This window comes from Bartonella sp. DGB1 (assembly GCF_041345015.1).
Lineage (GTDB): Bacteria > Pseudomonadota > Alphaproteobacteria > Rhizobiales > Rhizobiaceae > DGB1.
This window is the reverse complement of the sequence record NZ_CP166769.1, coordinates 283,115-307,980: the sequence shown is the minus strand read 5'-3', so window position 1 is coordinate 307,980 and position 24,866 is coordinate 283,115. Positions and strand designations below refer to the sequence as shown.

Here is a 24,866-nt window from a genome sequence, read left to right as displayed (position 1 = left end):
AATAAGTAATACTATATTAATCTCCTGATTTAACATTATTTACGCTAAAATCAGGAGATTAATAAAATTTTCTTAGCAAAAATAATCTGTAACGATAAAAATATAAGAACGATAAAACTTTATAAACCGGTTAACTGCAGTAACTATTACCTCATATATATATAACCATAATTTTATCCGTGACACCCAATAACAAGACTAAACAAAAATTATACTTGCTACATAGGTGTCTACCAATATTATTAATAATAAAACTATTTTAATAATCTAATTATTAAATCTTAACCTTTCCACATGATACTTTATGTTCTTCATTACCCAATAAAACGGGTTTAGTACTAGCACATTCTGCATCAGCTTGAGAACATCTAGTTCTAAATACACATCCAGACGGAGGATTAATAGGAGAAGGTAAATCATCAATTAATAATTGTATTACTACTTCTTTCTTTATCAGGATCAGGAATAGGAACTGCGCTCAATAAAGCCTGAGTATATGGATGTTTAGGATTATCATAAATTTCCTTACACGCACCAAATTCTACTGCATTACCTAAATACATAACTAGCACACGGTCTGATATATGTTTTACTACAGATAAATCATGAGCTATAAAAATTAATGCAAGTCCCATCTCTTTTTGTACTGATTGTAATAAATTAATTACTTGTGCTTGAATAGAAACATCCAATGCCGAAACCGGCTCATCACACACTATTAATTTAGGTTTTAAAATAAGAGCTCTTGCAATACCAATACGCTGACATTGTCCACCAGAAAATTCATGAGGATATCGGTTAATTAAATTAGGTAATAACCCTACTTTATCCATCATATTTTTAACTTTTTCTTTGATTTCTGCTCGTTTCATAGAAGGAAAATTTATCCTTAAAGGCTCAGCAATAATATCACCGACTGTCATTCTAGGATCTAAAGACCCTAATGGATCTTGAAATATCACCTGTATATCTTTACGAACCTCTTTCCAACTAGTTTTACTAAGCGCAGATATGTCTTGACCTAGCCAAACAATAGAACCAGAAGTAACTTTAACTAACCCCATAATAGCTCTGGCTAAAGTAGATTTACCACAACCAGATTCACCAACGACACCTAAAGTCTCTCCTTCATATAATGAAAGAGACACTCCATCCACCGCCTTTAATTTTATTGAAGGCTGCCAAAACCATCTCTTTTTACTAGTAACAGAATAATGTACTTTTAAATCTTTTATTTCTAAAACCTTTTTAGGGGTCGTTGTTTCTATATTATCTACCAAATTTTTTTCTACTATATCTTGCATTAATTTAACTCCTCTTTGTTCTTATGACAAGCACGCAGACGTTCTGTATCAAATTCCACTAACTCAGGTGGAATATTTTTACAATTATCCGTCACACACGAACAACGCGGAGAAAAAGGACAACCTAGGTAAATTAAGTAAATTAGGTGGATTACCTGGAATACTATATAATTCCTGATCATAGCCATCTAAACGGGGAACAGATCTTAACAATCCTTTAGTATATGGATGAGTTGGATCATAAAAAATCTCTCTTACAGTTCCATATTCCATTGTCCTACCACCATATATTACCAATACTTTGTCGCAAACAGCAGCTACGACACCTAAATCATGAGTTATTAAAATTATTGAAGTATCAAAATCTTTTTTAAGCTCATTCAATAACGCCATAATTTGCGCTTGTACAGTAACATCTAGTGCTGTAGTAGGCTCATCAGCAATGAGTAATTTAGGCTTACATAACAATGCCATAGCTATCATTACTCTTTGACTCATACCACCAGAAAATTCATGAGGATACATATTCATTCTGCTTCTAGCGAGAGGAATTTTAACAGCATCTAACATACGGACAGATTCTTCAAAAGCTGCTCTTTTACTCATGCCGCTATGGTGCATTACCTCTGTCAGTTGAGTACCCACTTTTAAATATGGATTAAGTGAGGTCATAGGATCTTGAAATATCATTGATATTTCTTTTGATCTTATTTTATTAAATTGCCTCTCATTAAATTCTAAAATATTTTCATTATTAAAATAAGCTGCACCTTCTACTAATCCATTTTTTGCTAACAACCCCATTAAAGCAAAAGCTGTTTGAGACTTTCCTTAGCCAGACTCACCAACTATAGCTAAAATTTCACCTTTATTTAATTCAAAATTTAAATTATTAACTGCAGTTACCACCCCATCAGGCGTTTTAAATTTCACATTCAAATCTTGAACTTTTAATAATATATCTTTTTTAAAATTCTCAGGATTAACTATAAGTTTTTCACGTTCTTTAACTTCTACCATGTATCACCTTATCTATCTTTTGGATCAAAAGCATCACGTAAACCATCGCCTATAAACAATAGGCAAAATAATGTGATAACTAAAAATATTGAAGGAAACACTAATAGCCATAACGCCCCTATAAAAGCTGAACTACCATCACTTATTAAAGCTCCCCAGCTACTGAATGGTTCTTGTGTACCTAATCCTAAAAAACTTAACATTGACTCTGCCAATATCATAGAAGGAACCATACTAGAAGCCATAATTATAACTATACCTAATAAGTTAGGTATAATATGTCTAATAATAATGCTAAATTTCCCTGCTCCACAAGTTATAGCAGCATCAACAAATTCCTGTTTTTGTAAGGACATAGTACTACCTCTAACCACCCTAGCGACACCACTCCAAGATGTTACAGCAATAGCTATAAACAATAAGGTCAGATTTCTACCAAATATAGCAACCATTAAAATAACTAGAAACATAAAAGGAACTGCATCTAAAATTTCGATAAAACGCATTAAGAAAAAATCAGTACGCCCACCAAAATAGCCCATAACACAGCCAACAAATAAGCCTATTCCTACAGATAATAATGCAGTTAAAATTCCGATACTTAAAGATACCCTGCCCCCAACGGCAACACGAACAAGTAAATCTCTTCCTGTCATATCAGTGCCAAAATAATGACCAGAAGCAAAATCTGGAGGCATTGAAATCATACTCCAGTCAGTATCATCATACTCAAAAGGAGAAATCATAGGAACAATAATAACAAATAATAACAGCAGCAATAACATGAACATACTAAATACTGCTAACCTATTTTTCATAAATCTACTTAAAGCGTCACCCCATAAACTTCTAGATTTAATTGATAAATTTTCTACAGGTGCTTCTTGTGGATAAGATATTTTATTATTAATAGACATTTTTTTCTCCTATTTACGTAATCTAGGATCAACTACTGTATATAGAATATCTATTATTATAGCCCCTACAATAATAGATATAGCTGTTAACATAGTTAATGATAAACTCAAGGAATAATCTCTATTTAAAGCACTATTAACAAATAAATGTCCTACTCCTGGTAACCCAAATACTTTTTCTATAATTAAAGTGCCTGACCATATGTAGATTAAAGAAAATACTAAAGTAGGAATTAAAGGCACAAGGGCCGGACGCAAAGCATGGCGTAAAATTATTTTATATTTAGGTAAACCTTTAGCACGTGCGGTACGGATATAATTAGAATTTAAAGTTTCTAACATATTACCTCTTGTCATACGAGCTTTAGTAGCTAACGAACTTAGTGCTAAAGTTGCAACAGGCAATATCATATGTTGCCATTTACCACCTTCCCAGCCGCCACCAGGTAATATAGGAAAATAAACCGCAAATATATAAATCAACATAGGACCTAACACTATGTTAGGTATTATATAACCAATCAAAGAAATCCCTATAACGCTATAATCCCATTTATTATTATGATTTAAAGCCGCAATAATACCTGCAGTAATACTTAATATCAAAGAAACAACAAAAATATATAAACCTAATTTTACTGATACGGGAATAGCATCAGCCAACAGTTCATTAACCGTTTTTTTTCTTTATATACAAAAGAAGGACCAAGGTCACCTCTAAGTAAGCTAGACAAATAATTAAAATATTGTTCTGATAAAGGTTTGTCAAAACCATATTTTGCTTCTATATTGGCTATAACTTCTGGTGGTAAAGCACGCTCTTGACTAAAAGGACTACCTGGCGCAAAGCGCATAAGTAAAAAAGATAAAGTAATTATAATAAATATAGTTGGTATTCCTATCAATAACCGACGCACCATAAGTTGTAACATTTTATACTCCCATATATAACTTACTACAAAAGTTCCACAAAGTTATGTAAAATAACCATAAAGCAAATATCTAGTTAAACATATAGAGTAAAAAACTAGATATTCTTGCTTATTTACATAAACTCCATACAAAAATTTAATATATTATTTTACAATATACATATCTTTAGTATATTGAGTTCCTAGAGGATTGTTATTTGCAAATCCTTTTACATATGGCTTCACCATACGAGCTTGCACATAATAGTAATAGGAATTATAACAGATTCTTTATCTAGTATCTCTTCAGCTTTTTGATACGTAGATGCTCTGGCTTCTGGAGTTTTAGCAGATAATGCACTTTTGAGAGTTTCGTCATACAAAAGACTAGCAAAACCAGCATTATTGTTACTACTTTTTGATAAGAATATATTCAAAAATGCACTTGGTTCATTATAATCTGCACACCAACCAGAACGAACCATCTGATGGTTTTTATTTCGCTTAGTTTCTAAGAAAGTTTTCCATTCTTGATTTTCTAAGTTTACATTAACACCAAGCTTAGTCTTTAACATAGAAGCTACTGCAATAGCTAGCAGTTTATGAGCTTCATCCTTATTATATAATAAGGAAAATTCTAAAGGATTTTTTTTACTATAACCTGCTTCTTGTAATAATTTTTTTGCTTTAGCTATTCTTTGAGCATAAGATAAATTAGATAACCATTCTGGTTTAGTTAGTTGTGCACCCTGTGTAAATGGTGGAGGAGTAAAACTAAAAGCTGTTATATCAAATTGACGTTTAACTCTTTTAGTTAAAATATCTCTATCAACAGCCAACTTAATAGCTTCACGGACTCTAACATCATTAAAAGGAGGTTTTGTTTGATTTAATTCATAATAATATGTACATAATTTATTTTCTTTAATTAATTCATTTGGATAACGTTGCTTCAACATATTAAATTGCTCAATCGGAACACTAAGAGTAATATCATTCGCACCACTTAAATAACGAGATACATCTATAGACGCCTGTTCAATAGTTAAAAATGTAACTTCATCAATTATAGTATTTTTATTATTCCAATAAGTTGGGCTACGTTCTAATACAATCTTTTCATTTACAACCCACAGCTTAGGTTTATAGGCTCCATTGCCTACAAAATTTTCTACCGCGGTCCATGAATCACCATATTTCTCTACAGTAGCTTTATGAGTTGGCAAAACACTAGAATGAGTTAATAAGCCCGGTAAATATGGTATTTCTTCACTTCACTCAACGTTAATTCCAAAGTATAATCATCTAACGCCTTAACCCCTAAAGATTCCGGTGATTTTTTACCAGAAGCTATCTCAGCACTATTTACCAAATTAGCATAATTAAGATAACTCGCATAAGGAGCTAATGTTTTAGGATTTACTAACCTACGGAAAGAATAAACAAAGTCATGCGCTGTAACAGGATCACCATTTGACCATTTTGCATCTTTTCTTAACTTAAACACCCAAATTTTATTATCATCTGTATGCCAACTTTCTGCAACCCCAGGTAGTATTTCACCATTAGCACCTGTAATAGTCAATCCTTCGAACAACTCCGCCCCCAAAGCTGACTCCGGCACACCATTCATAAGTTGCGGGTCTAAAGTACTAGGCTCTGTACCATTGTTACGGATTAAAGTTTGTTTATCGGCTAATTTGGTTCCTTCTGGAACTTTAGCAGCCAATGTAAAAGACGGTACGCATAAAATAAATACACATAATAATAAGGCGTTTTATAAAGATCTAAACATAACAGCTCCTTTACAAATTAATCGGTAAACTATTCACCATGTAACACAACTAAACTGATAATTATTCCTTCTGCTAAGCTATTATTACTTATACTAATAAGTAATAATTATTGGTTGTCTTAGAGAAAGCATAGCATTATTAAAAAACACATGCAAGTAATTAGGATAATCATCAATCATTACCCTAACCAAATTTGATCATTATAAACTAAACTACGCCCAATAATTAGTGGGTTACCCAAGCTTAATCATTATTAACTTTACTAAACTCTAGTTATTATCAATTTCAATGGGAATATATTAAAAATCTAGCTACCCCTGTTATGAAGGGCTTATAAATAGTTAGATTCAACAGCGCAATATGCTAAAATTACCCAGTATCAATAATTATTAACTTTACTAATTTTTATTTATTGTCAATTTCAATAGACTTATAATATAAAATTCCTAGCATCAATAATTATTTCACTAAGATTTAGTTAGTTTATTACAATCATTAGTCATTACTTATCGCTACGCTACCTATATCATTATCGATTACGAGCTTTAGCACGCTCACTCATTGTAACAGACATCAGACTAACACGCGGTCTACCAAAAGGATTTTTACCATATCCCTTTACCCAAGGCTTAACTAATACATTAGCTACCGGAAAATAAATAGGAATATACACAACATCTTCAATGAGCAACTTATCAGCATATTCTAGTAAGTCTCTTCTTTCAGCTACATTAGTTACATAGTAACTTGTTTCAACGAGCCTATCATAAACAAGGTTTTTATAGCGAACATCGTTATAAGTGGAATAACTAATAGCATCTAATAAGAAACTCAACGGATCATTATATTGTGGATACTTTCCTGTAAAAAAGCTTTCTAATTCACTATCTGCTTTTCTTTGCAATAATGTCTTCCACTCTAAATTATTTATACTAACTTCTACTCCAATATTCTTTTTATACATAGATTGCACAGCGACAGCTAAATTTTCCAGTTTCTGAAGTATCATAATATAAAGTAAATTTATAAGGATTTTGCTCATTATATCCTGCTGCAGCTAATAATCTTTTTGCTTCCGCATATCTTTGTTGATCACTCCATTCACTCCAATCAGGTTTACTAAAATTAGCATGTTTAATGCTAGGAGGAACAAAATTATATGCAGGGCGATATCCTGCCCCTAAAACATGTTTAGCGATAATTTCTCTATCAATGCCTAACTGCAAAGCTTTTCTAACCCTTTTATCTGAAATTTTATCATGGTTTATACCAATATAAGAAACAGATGCACGCGGAACTTGATATAATTCATTAGGATAGGTCTTTTTAGCTTTTTCATATAATGATCTTGGAGTATTTACAAAGACTATATCCAATTCATTTGCCATATAACGACTATAAGCAACAGCCGTATCTGTTATAACTAAAAAATTAACTTTTTCTATTTGTACATTCTTTTGATCCCAATAATAATATGGATTTTTTTTCAAAATTATTTTTTCTTGTAAAATAAATTCTTCTAATTTATAAGCACCATTACCAATAAACTTTCCTACATTTGTCCATTTGTCTCCATATTTTTCAACTACATCCTTGCGCAGCGGTGCAATACCAGCTATTTCAATAAAATATGGCACTGGTTTCTCTAAAGTAATCTCTAGAGTATAATCATCAATAGCTTTAACACCTAATTCCTTTACAGAAATATTACCATTAACAATTTCTACTGCATTTTTATAACCTATAGTCATATATCTACCGGCTAACGGGGATGCAACTTTAGGATCAACAGTTCTTCTTATAGCATATACAAAATCATGCGCTGTGACAGGTTTTCCATCTGACCATTTCGCATTTTTTCTTAATTTAAATGTCCAAATTTTATTATCTTTATTTTTCCAAGATACAGCAACACCAGCTGTTATCTTACCTTCAAGATCCCGCTCTATTAATTTCTCGAATAAATTATCAATAACCATTTTGTGACGTTGGATCATCAGAGAAAGTCGGGTCTAACGTAGGAGGTGAACTAATATCATATAAAGTTAATGTAGGAACCTCTGGTTTATGTGCTGCACTAACCATATTAATGGAGATAAAAAACAAAACCACAGACAAAAAATATCTTAAAATATACATTTACTACCTATCTTCTTTCTTATCTCCATTTAATTAACAATTTATTTTTTCCCTTTAGGGAAACCTTCTAGCTCTAGCCATTTTGGATAAGTTTTTCCAAAAGGATCTGCTACATAATTTTTAACCCAAGGCTTAATTAATACATTAGAAGCAGTAGTAAATAAAGGTATTACCACAGATTCCTCAATTATAAGTTTATGCGCAGCTTCTAATAACATATTTCTTTTTACCGGTCAAGCACCAGATAACTGTGATTCATATATGCATCAAAAATAGGATTATCATATCTAGATACGTTATAAGTTACATCACTTACAAATGAAACTAAAAAAGTTAATGCATCATTAAAACCAGCAACACTGCCCAGAAGGAAAAAATCTAAATTACCAGATTTACGCTCTTGTAAAAAAGTTTTCCATTCCATATTCTCTAAAGATACATCTACTCCTATATTGCGTTTATACATAGATTGTATTGCTACCGCTATAGTAGTCTCAATTTCTCCTGTTGAATAAGTGAGCTTAAATTTATAAGGATTTTTTTCATTATATCCAGCCTCAGCTAATAATCTTTTAGCTTCTTTATAACGTTGTTGTTTAGTCCAATTTGCCCATTCAGGTTGGGGATAATTACCATTTTTTATATTAGAAGGAACATAATTAAAAGCAGGAACCTGCCCCGATCCTAGAATCTTATCTGTAATAATATCGCGATCTATTCCTAATTGCAAAGCTTTACGAACTCTAACATCTGGCATTCTTTTAACATTAATACCTAAATAAGAAACAAACAAATTAGGAAATGTCAGAATTTTATCACCATATTCTTTTTTAGCTCTCTCTCATATAAAGGTTTTGGGGCTCCTACACCAACTACATCTAATTCCCCTGCAAGAAAACGATTATAAGCTATATTATGATCTGCTATTACCAATGTAACGGCTTTATCAATTGCTATATTATCTTTATTCCAATAATGTGGATTTTTAACTAAAACTGTCTTCTCTTGTAATACTAATTCTTCTAATTTATAAGGACCATTCACCACTAAATTTTTTACCGCAGTCCATTTATCACCATATTTTTTAATCAAATCTTTACGCAACGGTGGAGTCCTAGCTATTTCTAAAAAATAAGGAATCGATTTCTCTAAAGTAATTTCTACAGTATAATCATCTAAAGCTTTTACGCCTAACTCTTCAACCGGAAGATCTCCTTTTATGACAGCTTCAGCATTTTTATAACCAACATTTATTAAACCAGAGGCTAAGGGAGATGCAGTTTTAGGATCAGCGACACGTTGAAAAGCATATACAAAATCATGTGCTGTGACAGATTTTCCATCTGACCATTTTGCATTTTTCCGCAATTTAAAGGTCCAAATCTTATTATCTTTATTTGTCCAAGATTCAGCTACTCCTGGCACCACATCTCCCTTCTGATCGAGATCGACTAACCCTTCAAATAAATTTTTTAAAATATCTAAAGAAGGTATGTCGTTCGCAAAGGCTGGATCTAAAGTCGTTGGCGAAGAGCTATTAGAAATGGTCAATACATTACGTTTTGCCGCAGTTGCTGTTGCAAAAGCAGGTATCTGAAATATACTAAAACATAACATAAAGACACAAACAGATTTTATCAGATTATTAAATATTTTCATCATTTTACCTCCTGTTTAACAACCGCACACTTATCTAAATATAATAAGTGTGCTGCAAGACAGCTCAAAGGTATTTTTCTAATCCTTACCTAAAGGCTGTGATACAAAATGATTAATTGGATAATAAAAGAAAAAATTCCTCATCTAACAACATATATTCAGCTTTTTGAAAAATAATCCTCTTTCTTACCCAATTAATTAATAATTTATTTTTTCCCTTTGGGGAAACCTTCTAACTCCAACCATTTTGGATAAGCTTTGCCAAAAGGATCTGCTACATAATTTTTAACCCAAGGCTTAACTATTACATTAGAAACAGCGTTAAATAGAGGTATCACCACAGATTCCTCTATTATAATCTTATGTGCCGCCTCTAATAACTTATCTCTTTTTGCCGGATCAGTTGCGAGATAACTTTGCGCCATATATTCATCAAACATAGGATTATTATATTTAGCCACATTGTAACTTGCATCACTTACATATGGAACTAGGAAAGTTGATGCATCATTAAAGCCAGCAGAACCACCAATAAACCAAGTTTCTAAATTACCAGCCTCACGCTCTTGTAAAAAAGTTTTCCATTCCATATTCTCTAGAGATACATTTACTCCTATATTACGTTTATACATAGATTGCAACGCTACCGCTATAGTAGTAGCAACTTCTCCAGTTGAATAAGAAAGTTTAAATTTATAAGGATTTTTTTCATTATAACCAGCCTCAGCTAATAATCTTTTAGCTTCTTTATGACGTTGCTGCTTAGTCCAATTTGCCCATTCAGGTTGGGGATAATTACCATTTTTTATATTAGAAGGAACATAATTAAAAGCAGGAACCTGCCCCGATCCTAGAATCTTATCTGTAATAATATCGCGATCTATTCCTAATTGCAAAGCTTTACGAACTCTAACATCTGGCATTCTTTTAACATTAATACCTAAATAAGAAACAAACAAATTAGGAAATGTCAGAATTTTATCACCATATTCTTTTTTAGCTCTCTCATATAAAGGTTTTGGGGCTCCTACACCAACTACATCTAATTCCCCTGCAAGAAAACGATTATAAGCTATATTATGATCTGCTATTACCAATGTAACGGCTTTATCAATTGCTATATTATCTTTATTCCAATAATGTGGATTTTTAACTAAAACTGTCTTCTCTTGTAATACTAAATTCTTCTAATTTATAAGGACCATTCACCACTAAATTTTTTACCGCAGTCCATTTATCACCATATTTTTTAATCAAATCTTTACGCAACGGTGGAGTCCTAGCTATTTCTAAAAAATAAGGAATCGATTTCTCTAAAGTAATTTCTACAGTATAATCATCTAAAGCTTTTACGCCTAACTCTTCAACCGGAAGATCTCCTTTTATGACAGCTTCAGCATTTTTATAACCAACATTTATTAAACCAGAGGCTAAGGGAGATGCAGTTTTAGGATCAGCGACACGTTGAAAAGCATATACAAAATCATGTGCTGTGACAGATTTTCCATCTGACCATTTTGCATTTTTCCGCAATTTAAAGGTCCAAATCTTATTATCTTTATTTGTCCAAGATTCAGCTACTCCTGGCACCACATCTCCCTTCTGATCGAGATCGACTAACCCTTCAAATAAATTTTTTAAAATATCTAAAGAAGGTATGTCGTTCGCAAAGGCTGGATCTAAAAGTCGTTGGCGAAGAGCTATTAGAAATGGTCAATACATTACGTTTTGCCGCAGTTGCTGTTGCAAAAGCAGGTATCTGAAATATACTAAAACATAACATAAAGACACAAACAGATTTTATCAGATTATTAAATATTTTCATCATTTTACCTCCTGTTTAACAACCGCACACTTATCTAAATATAATAAGTGTGCTGCAAGACAGCTCAAAGGTATTTTTCTAATCCTTACCTAAAGGCTGTGATACAAAATGATTAATTGGATAATAAAAGAAAAAATTCCTCATCTAACAACATATATTCAGCTTTTTGAAAAATAATCCTCTTTCTTACCCAATTAATTAATAATTTATTTTTTCCCTTTGGGGAAACCTTCTAACTCCAACCATTTTGGATAAGCTTTGCCAAAAGGATCTGCTACATAATTTTTAACCCAAGGCTTAACTATTACATTAGAAACAGCGTTAAATAGAGGTATCACCACAGATTCCTCTATTATATAATCTTATGTGCCGCCTCTAATAACTTATCTCTTTTTGCCGGATCAGTTGCGAGATAACTTTGCGCCATATATTCATCAAACATAGGATTATTATATTTAGCCACATTGTAACTTGCATCACTTACATATGGAACTAGGAAAGTTGATGCATCATTAAAGCCAGCAGAACCACCAATAAACCAAGTTTCTAAATTACCAGCCTCACGCTCTTGTAAAAAAGTTTTCCATTCCATATTCTCTAGAGATACATTTACTCCTATATTACGTTTATACATAGATTGCAACGCTACCGCTATAGTAGTAGCAACTTCTCCAGTTGAATAAGAAAGTTTAAATTTATAAGGATTTTTTTCATTATAACCAGCCTCAGCTAATAATCTTTTAGCTTCTTTATGACGTTGCTGCTTAGTCCAATTTGCCCATTCAGGTTGTGGGTAATTGCCATTTTTTAGATTAGGAGGAACAAAATTATATGCAGGAACCTGCCCCGATCCTAAGACCTTATCTGTAATAATATCGCGATCTATGCCTAATTGTAAGGCTTTACGAACTCTAACATCTGGTATTTTATCAAAATCAATACCTAAATAAAAGATAGATAGTCTAGGAAAGCGCAAAACTTTATCACCATATTCTCTTTTAGCCCTCTCATATAAAGGTTTTGGTGCTCCTACCCCAACTACATCTAACTCACCAGCAAGAAAACGATTATAAGCTGTGTTAGGATCTGCTATTACCAATGTAACAGCTTTATCAATTGCTATATTATCTTTATTCCAATAATATGGATTTTTAACTAAAACTGTTTTCTCTTGTAACACTAATTCTTCTAATTTATAAGGACCATTCACCACTAAATTTTCTACCGCAGTCCATTTATCACCATATTTTTCAATTAAATCTTTACGTAGAGGTGGGTATTCAACCACTTCTAAAAAATAAGCGATAGGTTTATCTAAAGTAAATTCCACAGTATAATCATCTAAAGCTTTTACACCTAACTCTTCAACTGGAAGTTTTCCTTTAATAACATCATCAGCATTTTTACAACCCATCTCCAGCAACTCGCTAGCTAAAGGAGATGCCGTTTTAGGATCAGCTAAACGTCGAAAAGCATACACAAAATCATGCGCTGTGACAGATTTGCCATCTGACCATTTTGCATTTTTCCTCAATTTAAATGTCCAAATTTTATTATCTTTATTTGTCCAAGATTCAGCCACTCCTGGAACCATTTCGCCCTTTTGATCACGTTCAACTAACCCTTCAAATAAATTTCTTATAATATCTAAAGAAGGGATATCATTGGTAAAAATTCTATCTAAACTAGTTGGCGAAGAAGTATCATAGATAGTTAATACATTGCGTTTTGCCGCAATTCCGCCTGCAAAAGCAGCTACATGTAGTGTACTACAGCATAATATAAAGACACAAACAGACTTTATCAAATTATTAAATATTTTAATCATTTTACCTCCTATGATTAATTGCAGAATTATCTATATATAGTAATTTAGCTATAAGCAGCTATCAATTGCAGACTTATTGTAAATTTATTCTAAATATAATAAATTTACTCTAGGCATCCCAAAAGGATTTTTACCTAATCCTTTAACCCACGGTTTAACTACTAAATTATTTATAGGATAATATAATGGAATGACGATTGCCTCATCTAGCAACATATATTCAGCCTTTTGAAGAAGTGCTCTTCTTTCTGCTAGATCTTTTGCAGTATAACTACTCCTTATCAAATCATCATATACTATATTACTATAAGTACTTACATTAGCACTATGACCAGTCAAGTAAGGATTTAAAAAAGTTAAAGCATCATTAAAACCAGCAGCACCACCAATAAACCAAGTTGCTAAATTACCAGCTATACATTCTTGTAAAAAAGTTTTCCATTCCATATGTTCAAGCTTAACTTCCACGCCAATATTTTTTTTATACATAGACTGAATAGCAACAGCTATTAATGGTCCAAGCTCACCACACCACTTGCATAAGTCAAAGTCAAATTAAAAGGGCGATTTTTATTGAAACCTGCCTCAGCTAACAAGCGTTTAGCTTTAGCATAACGCTGTTTAGCTGTCCATTTCGCCCATTCAGGCTCAGCAAAATTTGCTCCCTTTATATTATATGGAACATAATTATAAGCTGGCTTTTGACCGGTAGCTAATATTTTATTTGTAATAACTTCCCGATCTACACCTAATTGTAATGCCTGCCTAACTTTTTTATTTGGTATTTTCTTAACATTCACACCTAAATAAAATATACCCAACCTAGGATAAACATCTAAATTCGCGGGATAATCTTTTTTGGCTCTTTCATATAAATTTTTAGGGGTATTTACATTAACTATATCTATCTCACCTATTTTAAATCTATTATAAGCTATATTATCATCAGAGATGACCAGATAAACAACCTTATCAATAGAGGTATTTTTATTATCCCAATAATACGGATTTTTCGATAAAACTACCTTTTCTTGCAAGATCAATTCATCTAATTTATAAGCTCCATTAGAAATAAAATTTTCTGGGCGCGTCCATCTATCACCATATTTTTCTATTATATCTTTACGTAAAGGTACTATGCCTGCTATTTCTATAAAATATGGAATAGATTTTTCTAAAGCAATTTCTACAGTGTAATCATCTAAAGCCTTAACCCCTAACGCACTAACTGGTAATTCTCCCTTAGCGATCGCTTCAGCATTTTTATAACCAATCTCAATTAAAGAACCAGCTAAGGGTGTAGCGGTTTTAGGATCTGCTATACGTTGAAAAGAATATACAAAATCATGTGCTGTAACAGATTTTCCATCTGACCATTTTGCATTTTTTCTTAATTTAAATGTCCAAATTTTATTATCTTTATTTGTCCAAGATTCAGCTACTCCTGGTACCATATTACCATTTATATCACGTACTACTAACCCTTCAAACAAATTTAGTAAAATCTCATTAGCGTGAGCATCCAAACTATAGGTAGGATCCAAAGTAGATGGAGAATCAGGTATAGATAACTTAAGAGTATTTTGATTATTTTTGCTATTTGCCAGAACAGAAGAGTTCCCGATAGCATATATAGACAATAAAATTACGCCACATAAAATTTTTATTAATTTAAAGATATATTGCATTTAACTCCCCTTTTAATATCCGCTCTCTTAATCAGGTTAACATAGATATCCCGATTGTCAAACCATTTTTAACCCTTGTGGAAAAGCAAATATTGTTATTATGATAAAAATATGATAAAAATAATCATAATTTTTAACTAAAGGCTAAAACATGATAAAAATTACAGGTGTTTCAAAAAAATTTGGTACAAATTTTGTAATAAAAGACACTTCTTTAGTTTTTCCGTCTAATAAATTAACTGCCATTATCGGCCCTAATGGAGCAGGAAAATCTACGTTATTAATGTTAATCAGTAGGTTATTACCCATGGATAAAGGTTGTATTTGTGTAAAAGACATGGATATATTAACCACTCCTTCCTCGACCTTAGCCAAACAATTGGCTATTTTAAGACAAGATAATCACCTGCTACCAAGAATTACTGTTTATGATTTAATTCTTTTTGGACGTTATCCGCATACTAAAGGAAAACCCAATAAAAACGACCAAGAGCATGTAGCTAGATCATTAAAATTTTTAGGATTAGAAAATTTAGCAACTAAATTTTTGGATGAATTATCCGGAGGACAACGACAACGTGCTTTTATAGCTATGGTATTATGTCAAGATACAGAATATATATTATTAGATGAGCCTTTAAATAATCTAGATATGAAACATGCTATTTCTATTATGAGATTATTAAAAAAAGCAGCTGAAGAATTAGGAAAAACCATTATTACTGTACTACATGATATTAATTTTGCCTCTTTATATACTCATCATATAGTTGCAATGCGAGATGGAGAAGTAAAATACACCGGTTCTCCTCATGAAATTATTTGTGCTGAAAAAACTACATTCTCTTTATGATCTTAAAATGGATATCACCCAAATTGGTGGATGTCCATTTGCTATTTATTGTAGCTGTGAAGAAGAATGTTAATAAAAAAGCTAATTAGCTGCATTAATTAATGTATCATTTAGACATATTTTTATATAAATATTTTTCTCTAGATTGTTTTTTCATGGTAATTGAAAATCCCGCCTTAGAAGGAGGCATATAAGCAGCTCTTTTTATCACGCATGGATCTTCAAAATGCTCATGTAAATGATCTACATATTCTATTACTCGACCTTCTTTTGTACCAGAAATACAAATATAATCAATCATAGCTAAATGTTGTACATACTCGCACAAACCTACACCACCTGCATGGGGGCAAACAGGTAAATTATATTTAGCCGCCATTAATAACACTATTAATACCTCATTTAAACCACCTAGACGACAAGCATCTATTTGTACAACATCAATAGCACCCGCCATAATAAACTGCTTAAACATTATACGATTTTGACACATTTCTCCAGTAGCAACTTTTACTGGAGTTACGGCAACACGAACAGCCTTATGACCTAGAATATCATCCGGACTTGTTGGCTCTTCAATAAACCAAGGCTTAGCAAAGCTCAATTGCTTTACCCACTCAATAGCTTGCGATACTTCCCAAACCTGATTAGCATCTATCATCAATTGTCTATCATTGCCAATTAATTCTCTAGCAAGAGATACACGACGTATATCATCTTGTAAATTATGCCCTATTTTTAACTTAATATGTTTAAAACCCTCGTCTAGCGCTTCCTTAATAAGCCCTCTTAATTTATCATCATCATAACCTAACCAACCCGCTGAAGTAGTGTAACAAGGATAACCTTCTTTTTCTAATGTTATTATACGCTCTTTCTTACCAGATGCTTGTTGTTTTAACATTTGCAGCGCTTCATCTTTAGTTATACAATCAGTTACATAACTAAAATCTAAACATTTAACTAATTGCTCTGGTGACATATCGGCTACTAAACGCCAAACAGCTTTATTCTCTTTTTTTGCCCAAAGATCCCACACTGCATTAACTATAGCTCCTGTAGCCAAATGTATTGCACCTTTATCTGGACCTATCCAACGTAATTGACTATCTCCGGTAATATAAGACCAAAAACGTCCTATATCTTCTGTTATCCACTCAAGATCTAAACCCACTAATAAATGTTGCATGGAATTAATTGCTATACAACATAACTCATTACCTCTACCAATGGTAAAAGTAAGACCATGACCTTCTAAACCAAGATCCGTTTCCAATATCACATAAGCAGCTGAATAATCAGGGTCAGGATTCATTGCATCAGAACCAGCAAAACTCTGAGAGGTAGGAAACCGAATATCTTCAACGCGCATACCAATAATTTTGGTCATTTTATCTCCGCAGGTAATATTATTAAATTACTTTTTCGCATTAACCACTAATTGATTTTGCTCACCTAATCCATCAATAGCTAACTTAATTTTCTGTCCGGCTTTTAAAAATACTGGCGGGTTTAATCCTAACCCTACTCCAGGAGGCGTACCCGTAGCGATAACATCACCTGGTTGTAAACTCATAAATTGACTAAGATAAGATATTAAATAGTCTACTGTAAAAACCATAGCTTTAGTATTACTATCTTGATATCTTTTTCCGTCTACTTCTAACCATAAATTTAAATCATGAACATCAGCTATTTCATCTTTCGTGACTAACCAAGGACCTATAGGACCAAAAGTATCACAGCCTTTACCTTTATCCCAACTACCACAACGATTTAACTGATAATCGCGTTCAGATACATCGTTAATAACACAATAACCAGCTACATGCGTCAATGCATCTTTCTGCTCAATATATTTACCTCCTTTACCTATCACCACACCTAATTCCACTTCCCAATCAGTTTTAGTAGAATTAATAGGAATTTCTATATTGTCATTAGGGCCTATTATTGCGCTAGTCCATTTATTAAAAACAACTGGCTCTTCTGGTACTTTACAACTAGTTTCAGATGCATGAGCAACATAATTCAAACCGATACAAATAAATTTACCTACATTACCAACACATGCTCCTATTCTGACATCATTTGGAACTAATGGTAACCTAGTTATATCGATTTTTTTTAACTTTTCTAAATTTTCTGGTAACAATATATCACCAGCAATATCTTTAATATACGCCGATAAATCACGTATATTACCATTATTATCTAATATTGCAGGAAGCTCTTGCCCCTTAGCACCATAACGTAAAAGTTTCATTATTAATCCTTATTTTACTTACCTAAAATCAATAATATTTAATTACTCCAACCACCATCAATAATTTGTATAGTTCCGGTAGTATAGCTAGCAGCATCTGAAGCTAAATAAAGAACTAATTCAGCAATTTCTTCTGCTTTACCTATACGACCCATTGGTTGCCTTGAAACAAATTCATTATAAACATCTTGCTCAGTTTTATTCTGTAATTTAGCTTGCTCAGCTATACGTAACTTTAACGATGGAGATTCTACTGTCCCCGGGCAAATAACATTACAGCGAATATTTTTTGCCACATAATCAACAGCAATAGATTTTGTCAAACCAATCACAGCTGCTTTACTAGCAGAATAAGCAAAACGATTAGATACACCTTTAACACTAGAAGCAACAGAGGACATATTAATTATAGAGCCTGAGCCATTTTTTAACATACAAGGTAAAAAGGCTTGTATCATATGAAACATTGATTTAACATTTAAATTAAAAGATAAGTCCCAATCTTCTTCATTACATTCTAAAATTGTTCCATTGTGTACATAACCAGCACAATTAAATAGTACATCTATAGTTTTAACTTTTTCTGCTAATTCTTTTATTTTATCTACGCACATTAAATCTAAACAAAATTTTTCAGACGCATCTAATGTATTAAGAGTCGTTTGATTAATATCTACTGCAATTACATAAGCACCATGTTTAACGAATAATTCCACACAAGCACGACCAATACCTTGCGCTGCTGCTGTAATTAACACTCTTTTTCCTTTGAGATCCATATTTCTCTCCAATTACCTGTTATCACATAACATAATCTCGCAACAGCTAAATACAATAATTTATTAATAAATACATAATTAAATATTAGACATTTTAGTAACTTTTGCCTCTTGCAGATCTACTTCACGTAAAAAGTTATCCATACTTTCTTCCGATATTTTTTTATTTTTATATAACTGAAAATACATTTTTCTCTCAGCTTTTAAACCTATTACTCTTATTTTTTTTTCATATTGCAAAATTAAATTAACGTCCTGTTTTTGATCAGAAGCTGCTAACAGATCATCATGTTTTTGTTTATAACTTTCAATCACTCTCAAACTAGCTATATTGTATAAATCACCTCGACCATGTTTTAAATTCGCCCAATTTTGCACTGATTTTTCTACTGCTAAAATCGCGGCTTCTGTAGCTGCTATTCTAGCTGCTTGTTCTAATTGTGCTTCATTAGAACCTTCAATTGTAAAGTTACTATTAGCTAATAAAATAGGTAACGCAAAGGTTGCAACTATAAGTGACAAAATAATCACACCTGCCGCTAAAAAAATAATTAAATCCCTATCTGCTAATGGTAAACCATCATTCAGGACAAACGGTAAAGTTAACACACCAGCTAAAGTAATAGTACCTCTCACACCAGCTAAAGAAGCAATAGAATTAAATTTTAGTAAAGTGGAAATATTTTTATTAACTAAAGTTAAATTGAACCAACGCAACTGTAATAAAATAAATAACCATATAAAACGGCATAACATTAATACAACAAATATTATGATTACACAAAAAATCAACCAAGAAAAATATAAATAATTATTAACACCATCAGGAATAGCAACACGCTGGATAATATAAGGTAATTGTTGTCCTAATAAAATAAAGATGGTACCATTAGCCGTAGATTGTACCGCATCCCATATCACCCCTCTTTTAATTCTAACTGAAGAATCTACAGCTGTAATACCTTCAGCATAAGTTACAGCAAAACCGGCTCCTACAGCTGCTAAAATACCAGATGCCCCTATTAGATCCCCTAAAAAATAAGCCGCAAAAGGGGTTAACAAACTTACTAATATTGGTGTACCAGCTTCTTCTCCAAATCTACTTGACCAAAAAATTACTAGATATGTCATAATATAAGTAACCAATATTCCAGCAAATAAACCAGCTATTGAAGACCAAATAAGTAACGCCACGGCCTCACTAGCCGAAAAATAACCTGTTAAAGCAACTGCTACAGCTAATTTCATTGAAACCAACCCAGAAGCATCATTTAATAAAGCTTCCCCTTCCAATATATCCATCAATCTTTTAGGCAAGGGTAATTTTTCTGTAATAGCAGAAACAGCTATTGGATCAGTAGGTGATAATATTGCAGCAAAAGCAAAACATATTGGTAAAGGCACAGCTGGTAATAACCAGTTAATTAATAAACCTCCACCTAAAATAGTCACAAATACTAAACCAAATGCTAAGGCTAATATTAACCATTTATCTTTTGATAAAGCCTGCTTAGAAATACGCCATCCATCTAAAAATAATAACGGCGGTAAAAATAAAATAAAAAATAATTCAGGATATAATAAAATTTGAAAATTTTCTACTGCTACTAATAAAGCTCCGCAAGCAATTTGAACTAATGGTACAGGTACAGGTATTGGTAAAGCATGTGCAACGGCACCACTAATTACAACTGCTGTAAGCAGAAATAAAACTATAACAACCGCCTCCACATGCCCTCCGTAAATATTAATATATTATTATATTATTATGATACAATCTATTTTATTTTTTTGCAAAAGTTTTTAGATTCATTTCCCCTAATAAGCGTCCACTAACTACTCCTGCTATCATAGAACCATTAACATTTAGAGCAGTTCTTCCCATATCTATTAATGGCTCTATAGAAATTAATAATGCCACTAAAGTTATAGGAAAGCCCAAAATAGGCAATACTATTAATGAAGCAAAAATAGCACCGCCTCCTACACCCGCAACACCCAAAGATGAAATCATTACAATGAATGCTAAGAAAAGGAAAAAGTTCGGCGACCAAACATCAATACCCATAGTAGGAGCTATCATAGTTGCTAACATAGCAGGATAAATTCCTGCACATCCATTCTGACCTATAGTGGCTCCAATAGATGCGGAAAAACTAGCGATACTAGAAGAAACACCCAGCCTTTTGTTTTGAGCTTCAATATTTAACGGTATCGTAGCCGCACTTGATCTACTACTAAAAGCAAAAGACAAAACTGGAAATATTTTTTTAAAGTAAGTTACTGGAGAAATACCTATAATCAATAACATAAGAGCGTGTATCATAAACATTACGAAAATAGCTAAATAAGATACAATGATAAAAGTACCTAATTTCATAATATCTGATAATGAAGAAGTCATTGCCATCTTAGTGACTAAAGCAAATACTCCATAAGGAGTTAAAGAAATTATAATTTGTACTAATTTCATAATCCAAGCTTGCAGAATGTCTATAGAAATTAATAGTTTTTTACCTAGTTCTTTATTATCATTATATAATCGCAAAGCGGCCAAACCAAACAAGATAGCAATAATAACCACACTAATCACAGAGGTAGGATTAACTCCACTAAATTCCACGATAGGATTTTGTGGAATAAAAGAAAGTAAAACATCAGGCACAGTTAATCCATCTAGTTTTTCAACGCGAGTTGCTAAATTTTTCAACATTTGTAACTCAGCAGGACCAGCTGTCAACCCCGCTGCAGTTAAACCAAAAATGGCGGTTAAAAATATACCTACAAAGGCTGAGATAAGAGTCGTAAACAATAATATAGATATTGTTAATATACCAATTTTACCAATAGAACGATTATCATATAACTTTGTTATTGCTGCTAAAATAGATGTAAAAACTAATGGCATCAACATCATTTCTAATAAACGAATATAGCCAACAGCTACAATATCCACCCAACCAATTAGTTGCTTTGTTACTTGAGTCTCAGAACCATAATACCAATTTAACAAAACTCCGATAATTATACCAAGCACTAACCCAGTAAATACACGTTTAGATAAGCTAAAGGATTTTGGCAAGAATTTAAATAAGACTAGCATAGACAAAATAAGAATAACCAGCCCTAGTATAAATTGAAAATTCATTTAAAACTCCTCAGGTAACATAGCAAACTCTATAATATTATATAATTTTACAATTTAACAAATTAAGCTATGTAATAACCACAACCACATACGCAGTCAAAACTAAGTTATCACACCTTTACGTAATAAAAAACACCCATAAGGACGGACGTCTCCTACTTGTATAATTGCAAAAGCTTGAGAAGCTTGCTTATAAAATTCAAAACGTTCAATACCAATAAATTGTTTCTCCTCCATACCTGCACTAAGAATTTTCTTTCTAACCTCTTCTTGCACTTCAGGTATTGACGCATTATCTTCAATAACTAACATTCTACGTACAGGATCTTTTACATAAGTATCTAAAGGATATACCGTTAAAATTGCTTCTATTACCTGTGCCATAGTCAACCCTGGCATTTGAATCAACTGCTGAGAACTAGTTAGCCGAGCGAGTTTTTCAGCTGGATGATTAGCATCGACTATAGCAAGATCGTCACCATGTCCCATAGCGGCTAAAACCCATAATAAATCTGCGGTTAAGATCGGTGAAATATTTTTTAACATATTAATTCCTTTAAATTTATTTAATTAACTGATATTACCTTAACTAAGATAATGATTATTTCTCAATGTCAATCGAAGCCAACTAACAAATTTAAAATATAATAATTTAATTATTAAATGCGTTATATAACTAAATGTGATCTAGCATCATGTATAAATTAATTGGTATAATATATATTTATAACCTATTTCCAAAACTATCTACAGTCTTTAAAATAATTTAATTATATATTGACAATAAAAAACCTTTATTTTATCATGAAATTATATAAATAAGAAAGGATACTAGAAATGACAAACAAAATATTTGTACAATTAACGAAAGAAGCAAAAGTTAATGTTTTCAAAGCGGCTCGCCAATCAAAACCTTCTTATGCTGAGCCAATTGGTACAAAATAATAATACACTGGGAGGCAGTGTTGATATATATAAGAGAAATTGACATAAACAATTATTCTAATATATGTAACGACATAGGTGTATTAGCAAATAATGATCTCATTAATAGAAAAATACAATCTATTAACCTAAACTCTGCTTCCCTTCGCTCTGATGGCTCTTGCTTAGATTTATCTAATATATATATATATTGTGAATCTGTTCATAATTATAAAAAAGATGACTTACGCGATATTTTGATATTTGATGAAAAAACTGTGTCTGCTGTAATTATAGATAAAAATTTGCTTACTGGGTGTCCCTATTGTTTTGATAGTAAACTTAAAACAAACATTGAGCTTTACGGGGTTAGAAAAGCAAAGCTTTATGACTCTACATCCGTTATATTTCTAACACTTGTGTTTCATTATTTCCATAATATTCCTATAGCTATTTGTAACATTATGCCAGAACAAAATTGGTCGCTAATGATGCCTTTAGCTAATTGCAATAATTGTAAAGATATTATAAGAACGCCTGATGATTTTAGAAATATATATGTAACAGAAAAAAATATTATTTCTGATAGCTCAGCTATTAAAAATAACATTACTACTGAACAGCAATCAAATAATTTTCTAGAAAATAACAGACTTTTTATTGGCTTTTCTGCAGTGATGTCGAATTTTGTGAAAATAGATGAAGAAAAAGAGGTTAACTTAATTGGCTCTCCTATATTCCTCAGTAATGAAGATAATAATTATGAAATTTCAGGAGGAAAAGGAAAAACCTTATGTCAAGCTGCAGCTAGTTGTTTAGGAGAGGGTCTAGAAAGATATTTTTTAAGTGGGATATTCTCAGAAAAAGAAATAAAAACCAACAAAGATAATCCTCTAATAATTAATATAGAGAAAGAATTTGGTTTCCCTTATCATCAACCAAACTACCACTTTAAAGAATATGAACCTAATTTAATAATAAGTTGGGTTAAATCTGAAGATTTAACCCATAACCAAGAAATTTACTTACCAAGTAATATAATTTTTTGTCCTGATATAAAATCTGAAACTTATATATCACCTTCTAGCACTAACGGTGCTGCATGTGGAGCTAATTTATATGAAGCCACAACAAAATCACTATTAGAATTAATCGAAAGAGATGCTTTTTATTTTTATGCACGAACTAATCAATCAGTAAAACACGTACCATTAGAACTATTACCACATGACATAAAAAATATTATAAACAACCATGATTGGGCAGATTTTCAAATAATGGTTTTACCTTCCCCTTTTGAAAATATTTTTGTTACTCAAACTGTACTTACAAATAAAAATAATAATGGTTCGCTAACATCTAGAGGTACTGGAGCAAATATAAATTTTTACGATAGTATACAAAAATCTATAAATGAATGTTTACAAATGTATTATTCACTATCATCAAATGAAATCATCAATAAAGCTAATCTAGATATGCGTTATTTATGGTACACAGGCGAAGCAAAAAATAAATTCAGCAATTTTTTTCATCCTAAACATTTTATCATGAAAATAAATGAATTTAACACTCATATTGAAGATGTTGTACAACATATAATTAATAGTGCTAAAAAACAAAATTTAAATGTTTACAGACATACTATATTAAATACTCCTACCTTTAGTGTAGTAAAAACTGCTATGTCACAAATAACTTCAATAGATGGTATATATTTAAAAAATAATATAAGATATCAACAGTTTGCGAAACTCTTAAATTTAAATCCTATCATTATAAATTATAACGGTTCCTTATTCATGTAGG

General features: G+C 31.9%; 26 protein-coding genes and 2 pseudogenes. 2 read left to right on the top strand and 26 right to left on the bottom strand.

The window, feature by feature from the left end:
- Nucleotides 1-274: 274 nt before the first annotated feature.
- The 20 genes and pseudogenes from oppF to AB6T46_RS01385 all read right to left on the bottom strand — a co-directional run bounded on the left by oppF (nucleotide 275) and on the right by AB6T46_RS01385 (nucleotide 15,087).
- Nucleotides 275-1,304 (bottom strand): annotated as a pseudogene (oppF, locus tag AB6T46_RS01480) (murein tripeptide/oligopeptide ABC transporter ATP binding protein OppF).
- An 84-nt stretch (nucleotides 1,305-1,388) separates the two neighbouring features.
- Nucleotides 1,389-2,108: an oligopeptide/dipeptide ABC transporter ATP-binding protein gene (locus AB6T46_RS01475; RefSeq protein WP_370931667.1), complete on the bottom strand. Its 720-nt coding sequence runs from the start codon at nucleotides 2,106-2,108 to the stop codon at nucleotides 1,389-1,391.
- Between the two features lie 27 nt (nucleotides 2,109-2,135).
- Nucleotides 2,136-2,324, bottom strand: coding sequence for a hypothetical protein (locus tag AB6T46_RS01470; protein WP_370931666.1), 189 nt, complete (start codon nucleotides 2,322-2,324; stop codon nucleotides 2,136-2,138).
- A gap of 8 nt (nucleotides 2,325-2,332) precedes the next feature.
- The gene (locus AB6T46_RS01465) at nucleotides 2,333-3,241 is read right to left on the bottom strand and encodes an ABC transporter permease subunit (protein ID WP_370931665.1); all 909 of its coding nucleotides are present in this window, start codon (nucleotides 3,239-3,241) and stop codon (nucleotides 2,333-2,335) included.
- Nucleotides 3,242-3,250: 9 nt separating this feature from the next.
- Nucleotides 3,251-3,904, bottom strand: a complete 654-nt coding sequence (locus tag AB6T46_RS01460; protein WP_370931664.1) for an ABC transporter permease subunit — start codon at nucleotides 3,902-3,904, stop codon at nucleotides 3,251-3,253.
- Nucleotides 3,877-4,173: a hypothetical protein gene (locus AB6T46_RS01455; RefSeq protein WP_370931663.1), complete on the bottom strand. Its 297-nt coding sequence runs from the start codon at nucleotides 4,171-4,173 to the stop codon at nucleotides 3,877-3,879. Before AB6T46_RS01455 ends, AB6T46_RS01460 begins: the two co-directional genes overlap by 28 nt.
- Before the next feature lie 221 nt (nucleotides 4,174-4,394).
- Nucleotides 4,395-5,378 carry an ABC transporter substrate-binding protein gene (locus AB6T46_RS01450; protein WP_370931662.1) on the bottom strand — a complete coding sequence of 328 codons (984 nt, stop codon included), beginning with the start codon at nucleotides 5,376-5,378 and terminating at the stop codon, nucleotides 4,395-4,397.
- A gap of 14 nt (nucleotides 5,379-5,392) precedes the next feature.
- Entirely contained in the window at nucleotides 5,393-5,881 is a 489-nt protein-coding gene (locus AB6T46_RS01445; protein WP_370931661.1) for an ABC transporter substrate-binding protein, read from the bottom strand.
- Nucleotides 5,882-6,477: 596 nt separating this feature from the next.
- Nucleotides 6,478-6,912: a hypothetical protein gene (locus AB6T46_RS01440; RefSeq protein ID WP_370931660.1), complete on the bottom strand. Its 435-nt coding sequence runs from the start codon at nucleotides 6,910-6,912 to the stop codon at nucleotides 6,478-6,480.
- On the bottom strand, nucleotides 6,905-7,945 hold the full coding sequence (locus AB6T46_RS01435; RefSeq protein ID WP_370931659.1) for a peptide ABC transporter substrate-binding protein: 1,041 nt from the start codon (nucleotides 7,943-7,945) through the stop codon (nucleotides 6,905-6,907). Before AB6T46_RS01435 ends, AB6T46_RS01440 begins: the two co-directional genes overlap by 8 nt.
- Nucleotides 7,917-8,087 carry a hypothetical protein gene (locus AB6T46_RS01430; protein WP_370931658.1) on the bottom strand — a complete coding sequence of 57 codons (171 nt, stop codon included), beginning with the start codon at nucleotides 8,085-8,087 and terminating at the stop codon, nucleotides 7,917-7,919. Before AB6T46_RS01430 ends, AB6T46_RS01435 begins: the two co-directional genes overlap by 29 nt.
- Nucleotides 8,088-8,128: 41 nt before the next feature.
- Nucleotides 8,129-8,305, bottom strand: a complete 177-nt coding sequence (locus AB6T46_RS01425) for a hypothetical protein (protein WP_370931657.1) — start codon at nucleotides 8,303-8,305, stop codon at nucleotides 8,129-8,131.
- Nucleotides 8,306-8,313: 8 nt separating this feature from the next.
- On the bottom strand, nucleotides 8,314-8,880 hold the full coding sequence (locus AB6T46_RS01420; RefSeq protein ID WP_370931656.1) for an ABC transporter substrate-binding protein: 567 nt from the start codon (nucleotides 8,878-8,880) through the stop codon (nucleotides 8,314-8,316).
- Between the two features lie 11 nt (nucleotides 8,881-8,891).
- The gene (locus tag AB6T46_RS01415) at nucleotides 8,892-9,749 is read right to left on the bottom strand and encodes a peptide ABC transporter substrate-binding protein (RefSeq protein WP_370931655.1); all 858 of its coding nucleotides are present in this window, start codon (nucleotides 9,747-9,749) and stop codon (nucleotides 8,892-8,894) included.
- A gap of 203 nt (nucleotides 9,750-9,952) precedes the next feature.
- Nucleotides 9,953-10,861 (bottom strand): ABC transporter substrate-binding protein, encoded by a 909-nt coding sequence (locus AB6T46_RS01410; RefSeq protein WP_370932034.1) that lies wholly within the window; start codon nucleotides 10,859-10,861, stop codon nucleotides 9,953-9,955.
- A gap of 34 nt (nucleotides 10,862-10,895) precedes the next feature.
- Nucleotides 10,896-11,336: an ABC transporter substrate-binding protein gene (locus AB6T46_RS01405; protein ID WP_370931654.1), complete on the bottom strand. Its 441-nt coding sequence runs from the start codon at nucleotides 11,334-11,336 to the stop codon at nucleotides 10,896-10,898.
- 441 nt (nucleotides 11,337-11,777) lie between these two features.
- Nucleotides 11,778-11,912 (bottom strand): hypothetical protein, encoded by a 135-nt coding sequence (locus tag AB6T46_RS01400; RefSeq protein WP_370931653.1) that lies wholly within the window; start codon nucleotides 11,910-11,912, stop codon nucleotides 11,778-11,780.
- 11 nt (nucleotides 11,913-11,923) lie between these two features.
- Entirely contained in the window at nucleotides 11,924-13,399 is a 1,476-nt protein-coding gene (locus AB6T46_RS01395) for a peptide ABC transporter substrate-binding protein (RefSeq protein ID WP_370931652.1), read from the bottom strand.
- An 84-nt stretch (nucleotides 13,400-13,483) separates the two neighbouring features.
- Complete coding sequence (locus tag AB6T46_RS01390; RefSeq protein ID WP_370931651.1) at nucleotides 13,484-13,888, bottom strand: hypothetical protein; 405 nt, start codon at nucleotides 13,886-13,888, stop codon at nucleotides 13,484-13,486.
- 20 nt (nucleotides 13,889-13,908) lie between these two features.
- A complete protein-coding gene (locus tag AB6T46_RS01385) occupies nucleotides 13,909-15,087 on the bottom strand; it encodes a peptide ABC transporter substrate-binding protein (RefSeq protein WP_370931650.1) in 1,179 nt (392 codons plus the stop codon).
- 151 nt (nucleotides 15,088-15,238) lie between these two features.
- On the opposite strand from AB6T46_RS01385, the pseudogene AB6T46_RS01380 reads away from it, so the two are divergent.
- Nucleotides 15,239-16,013: pseudogene (locus tag AB6T46_RS01380) on the top strand (ABC transporter ATP-binding protein).
- 33 nt (nucleotides 16,014-16,046) lie between these two features.
- Here the strand turns inward: AB6T46_RS01380 and AB6T46_RS01375 are convergent.
- The 6 genes from AB6T46_RS01375 to AB6T46_RS01350 form a co-directional block, all read right to left on the bottom strand.
- A complete protein-coding gene (locus AB6T46_RS01375) occupies nucleotides 16,047-17,330 on the bottom strand; it encodes an L-fuconate dehydratase (RefSeq protein ID WP_370931642.1) in 1,284 nt (427 codons plus the stop codon).
- A gap of 27 nt (nucleotides 17,331-17,357) precedes the next feature.
- Complete coding sequence (locus tag AB6T46_RS01370; RefSeq protein ID WP_370931649.1) at nucleotides 17,358-18,206, bottom strand: fumarylacetoacetate hydrolase family protein; 849 nt, start codon at nucleotides 18,204-18,206, stop codon at nucleotides 17,358-17,360.
- Between the two features lie 38 nt (nucleotides 18,207-18,244).
- Entirely contained in the window at nucleotides 18,245-18,985 is a 741-nt protein-coding gene (locus tag AB6T46_RS01365; protein WP_370931641.1) for an SDR family oxidoreductase, read from the bottom strand.
- A 78-nt stretch (nucleotides 18,986-19,063) separates the two neighbouring features.
- Nucleotides 19,064-20,716, bottom strand: coding sequence for a Na+/H+ antiporter (locus tag AB6T46_RS01360; RefSeq protein WP_370931640.1), 1,653 nt, complete (start codon nucleotides 20,714-20,716; stop codon nucleotides 19,064-19,066).
- Between the two features lie 52 nt (nucleotides 20,717-20,768).
- Nucleotides 20,769-22,133 (bottom strand): cation:dicarboxylate symporter family transporter, encoded by a 1,365-nt coding sequence (locus AB6T46_RS01355; protein WP_370931648.1) that lies wholly within the window; start codon nucleotides 22,131-22,133, stop codon nucleotides 20,769-20,771.
- A 102-nt stretch (nucleotides 22,134-22,235) separates the two neighbouring features.
- Nucleotides 22,236-22,679, bottom strand: coding sequence for an RbsD/FucU family protein (locus AB6T46_RS01350; RefSeq protein WP_370931638.1), 444 nt, complete (start codon nucleotides 22,677-22,679; stop codon nucleotides 22,236-22,238).
- Between the two features lie 416 nt (nucleotides 22,680-23,095).
- On the opposite strand from AB6T46_RS01350, the gene AB6T46_RS01345 reads away from it, so the two are divergent.
- Nucleotides 23,096-24,865 carry a YcaO-like family protein gene (locus tag AB6T46_RS01345; RefSeq protein WP_370931647.1) on the top strand — a complete coding sequence of 590 codons (1,770 nt, stop codon included), beginning with the start codon at nucleotides 23,096-23,098 and terminating at the stop codon, nucleotides 24,863-24,865.
- The last annotated feature ends 1 nt before the right edge of the window (nucleotide 24,866 follow it).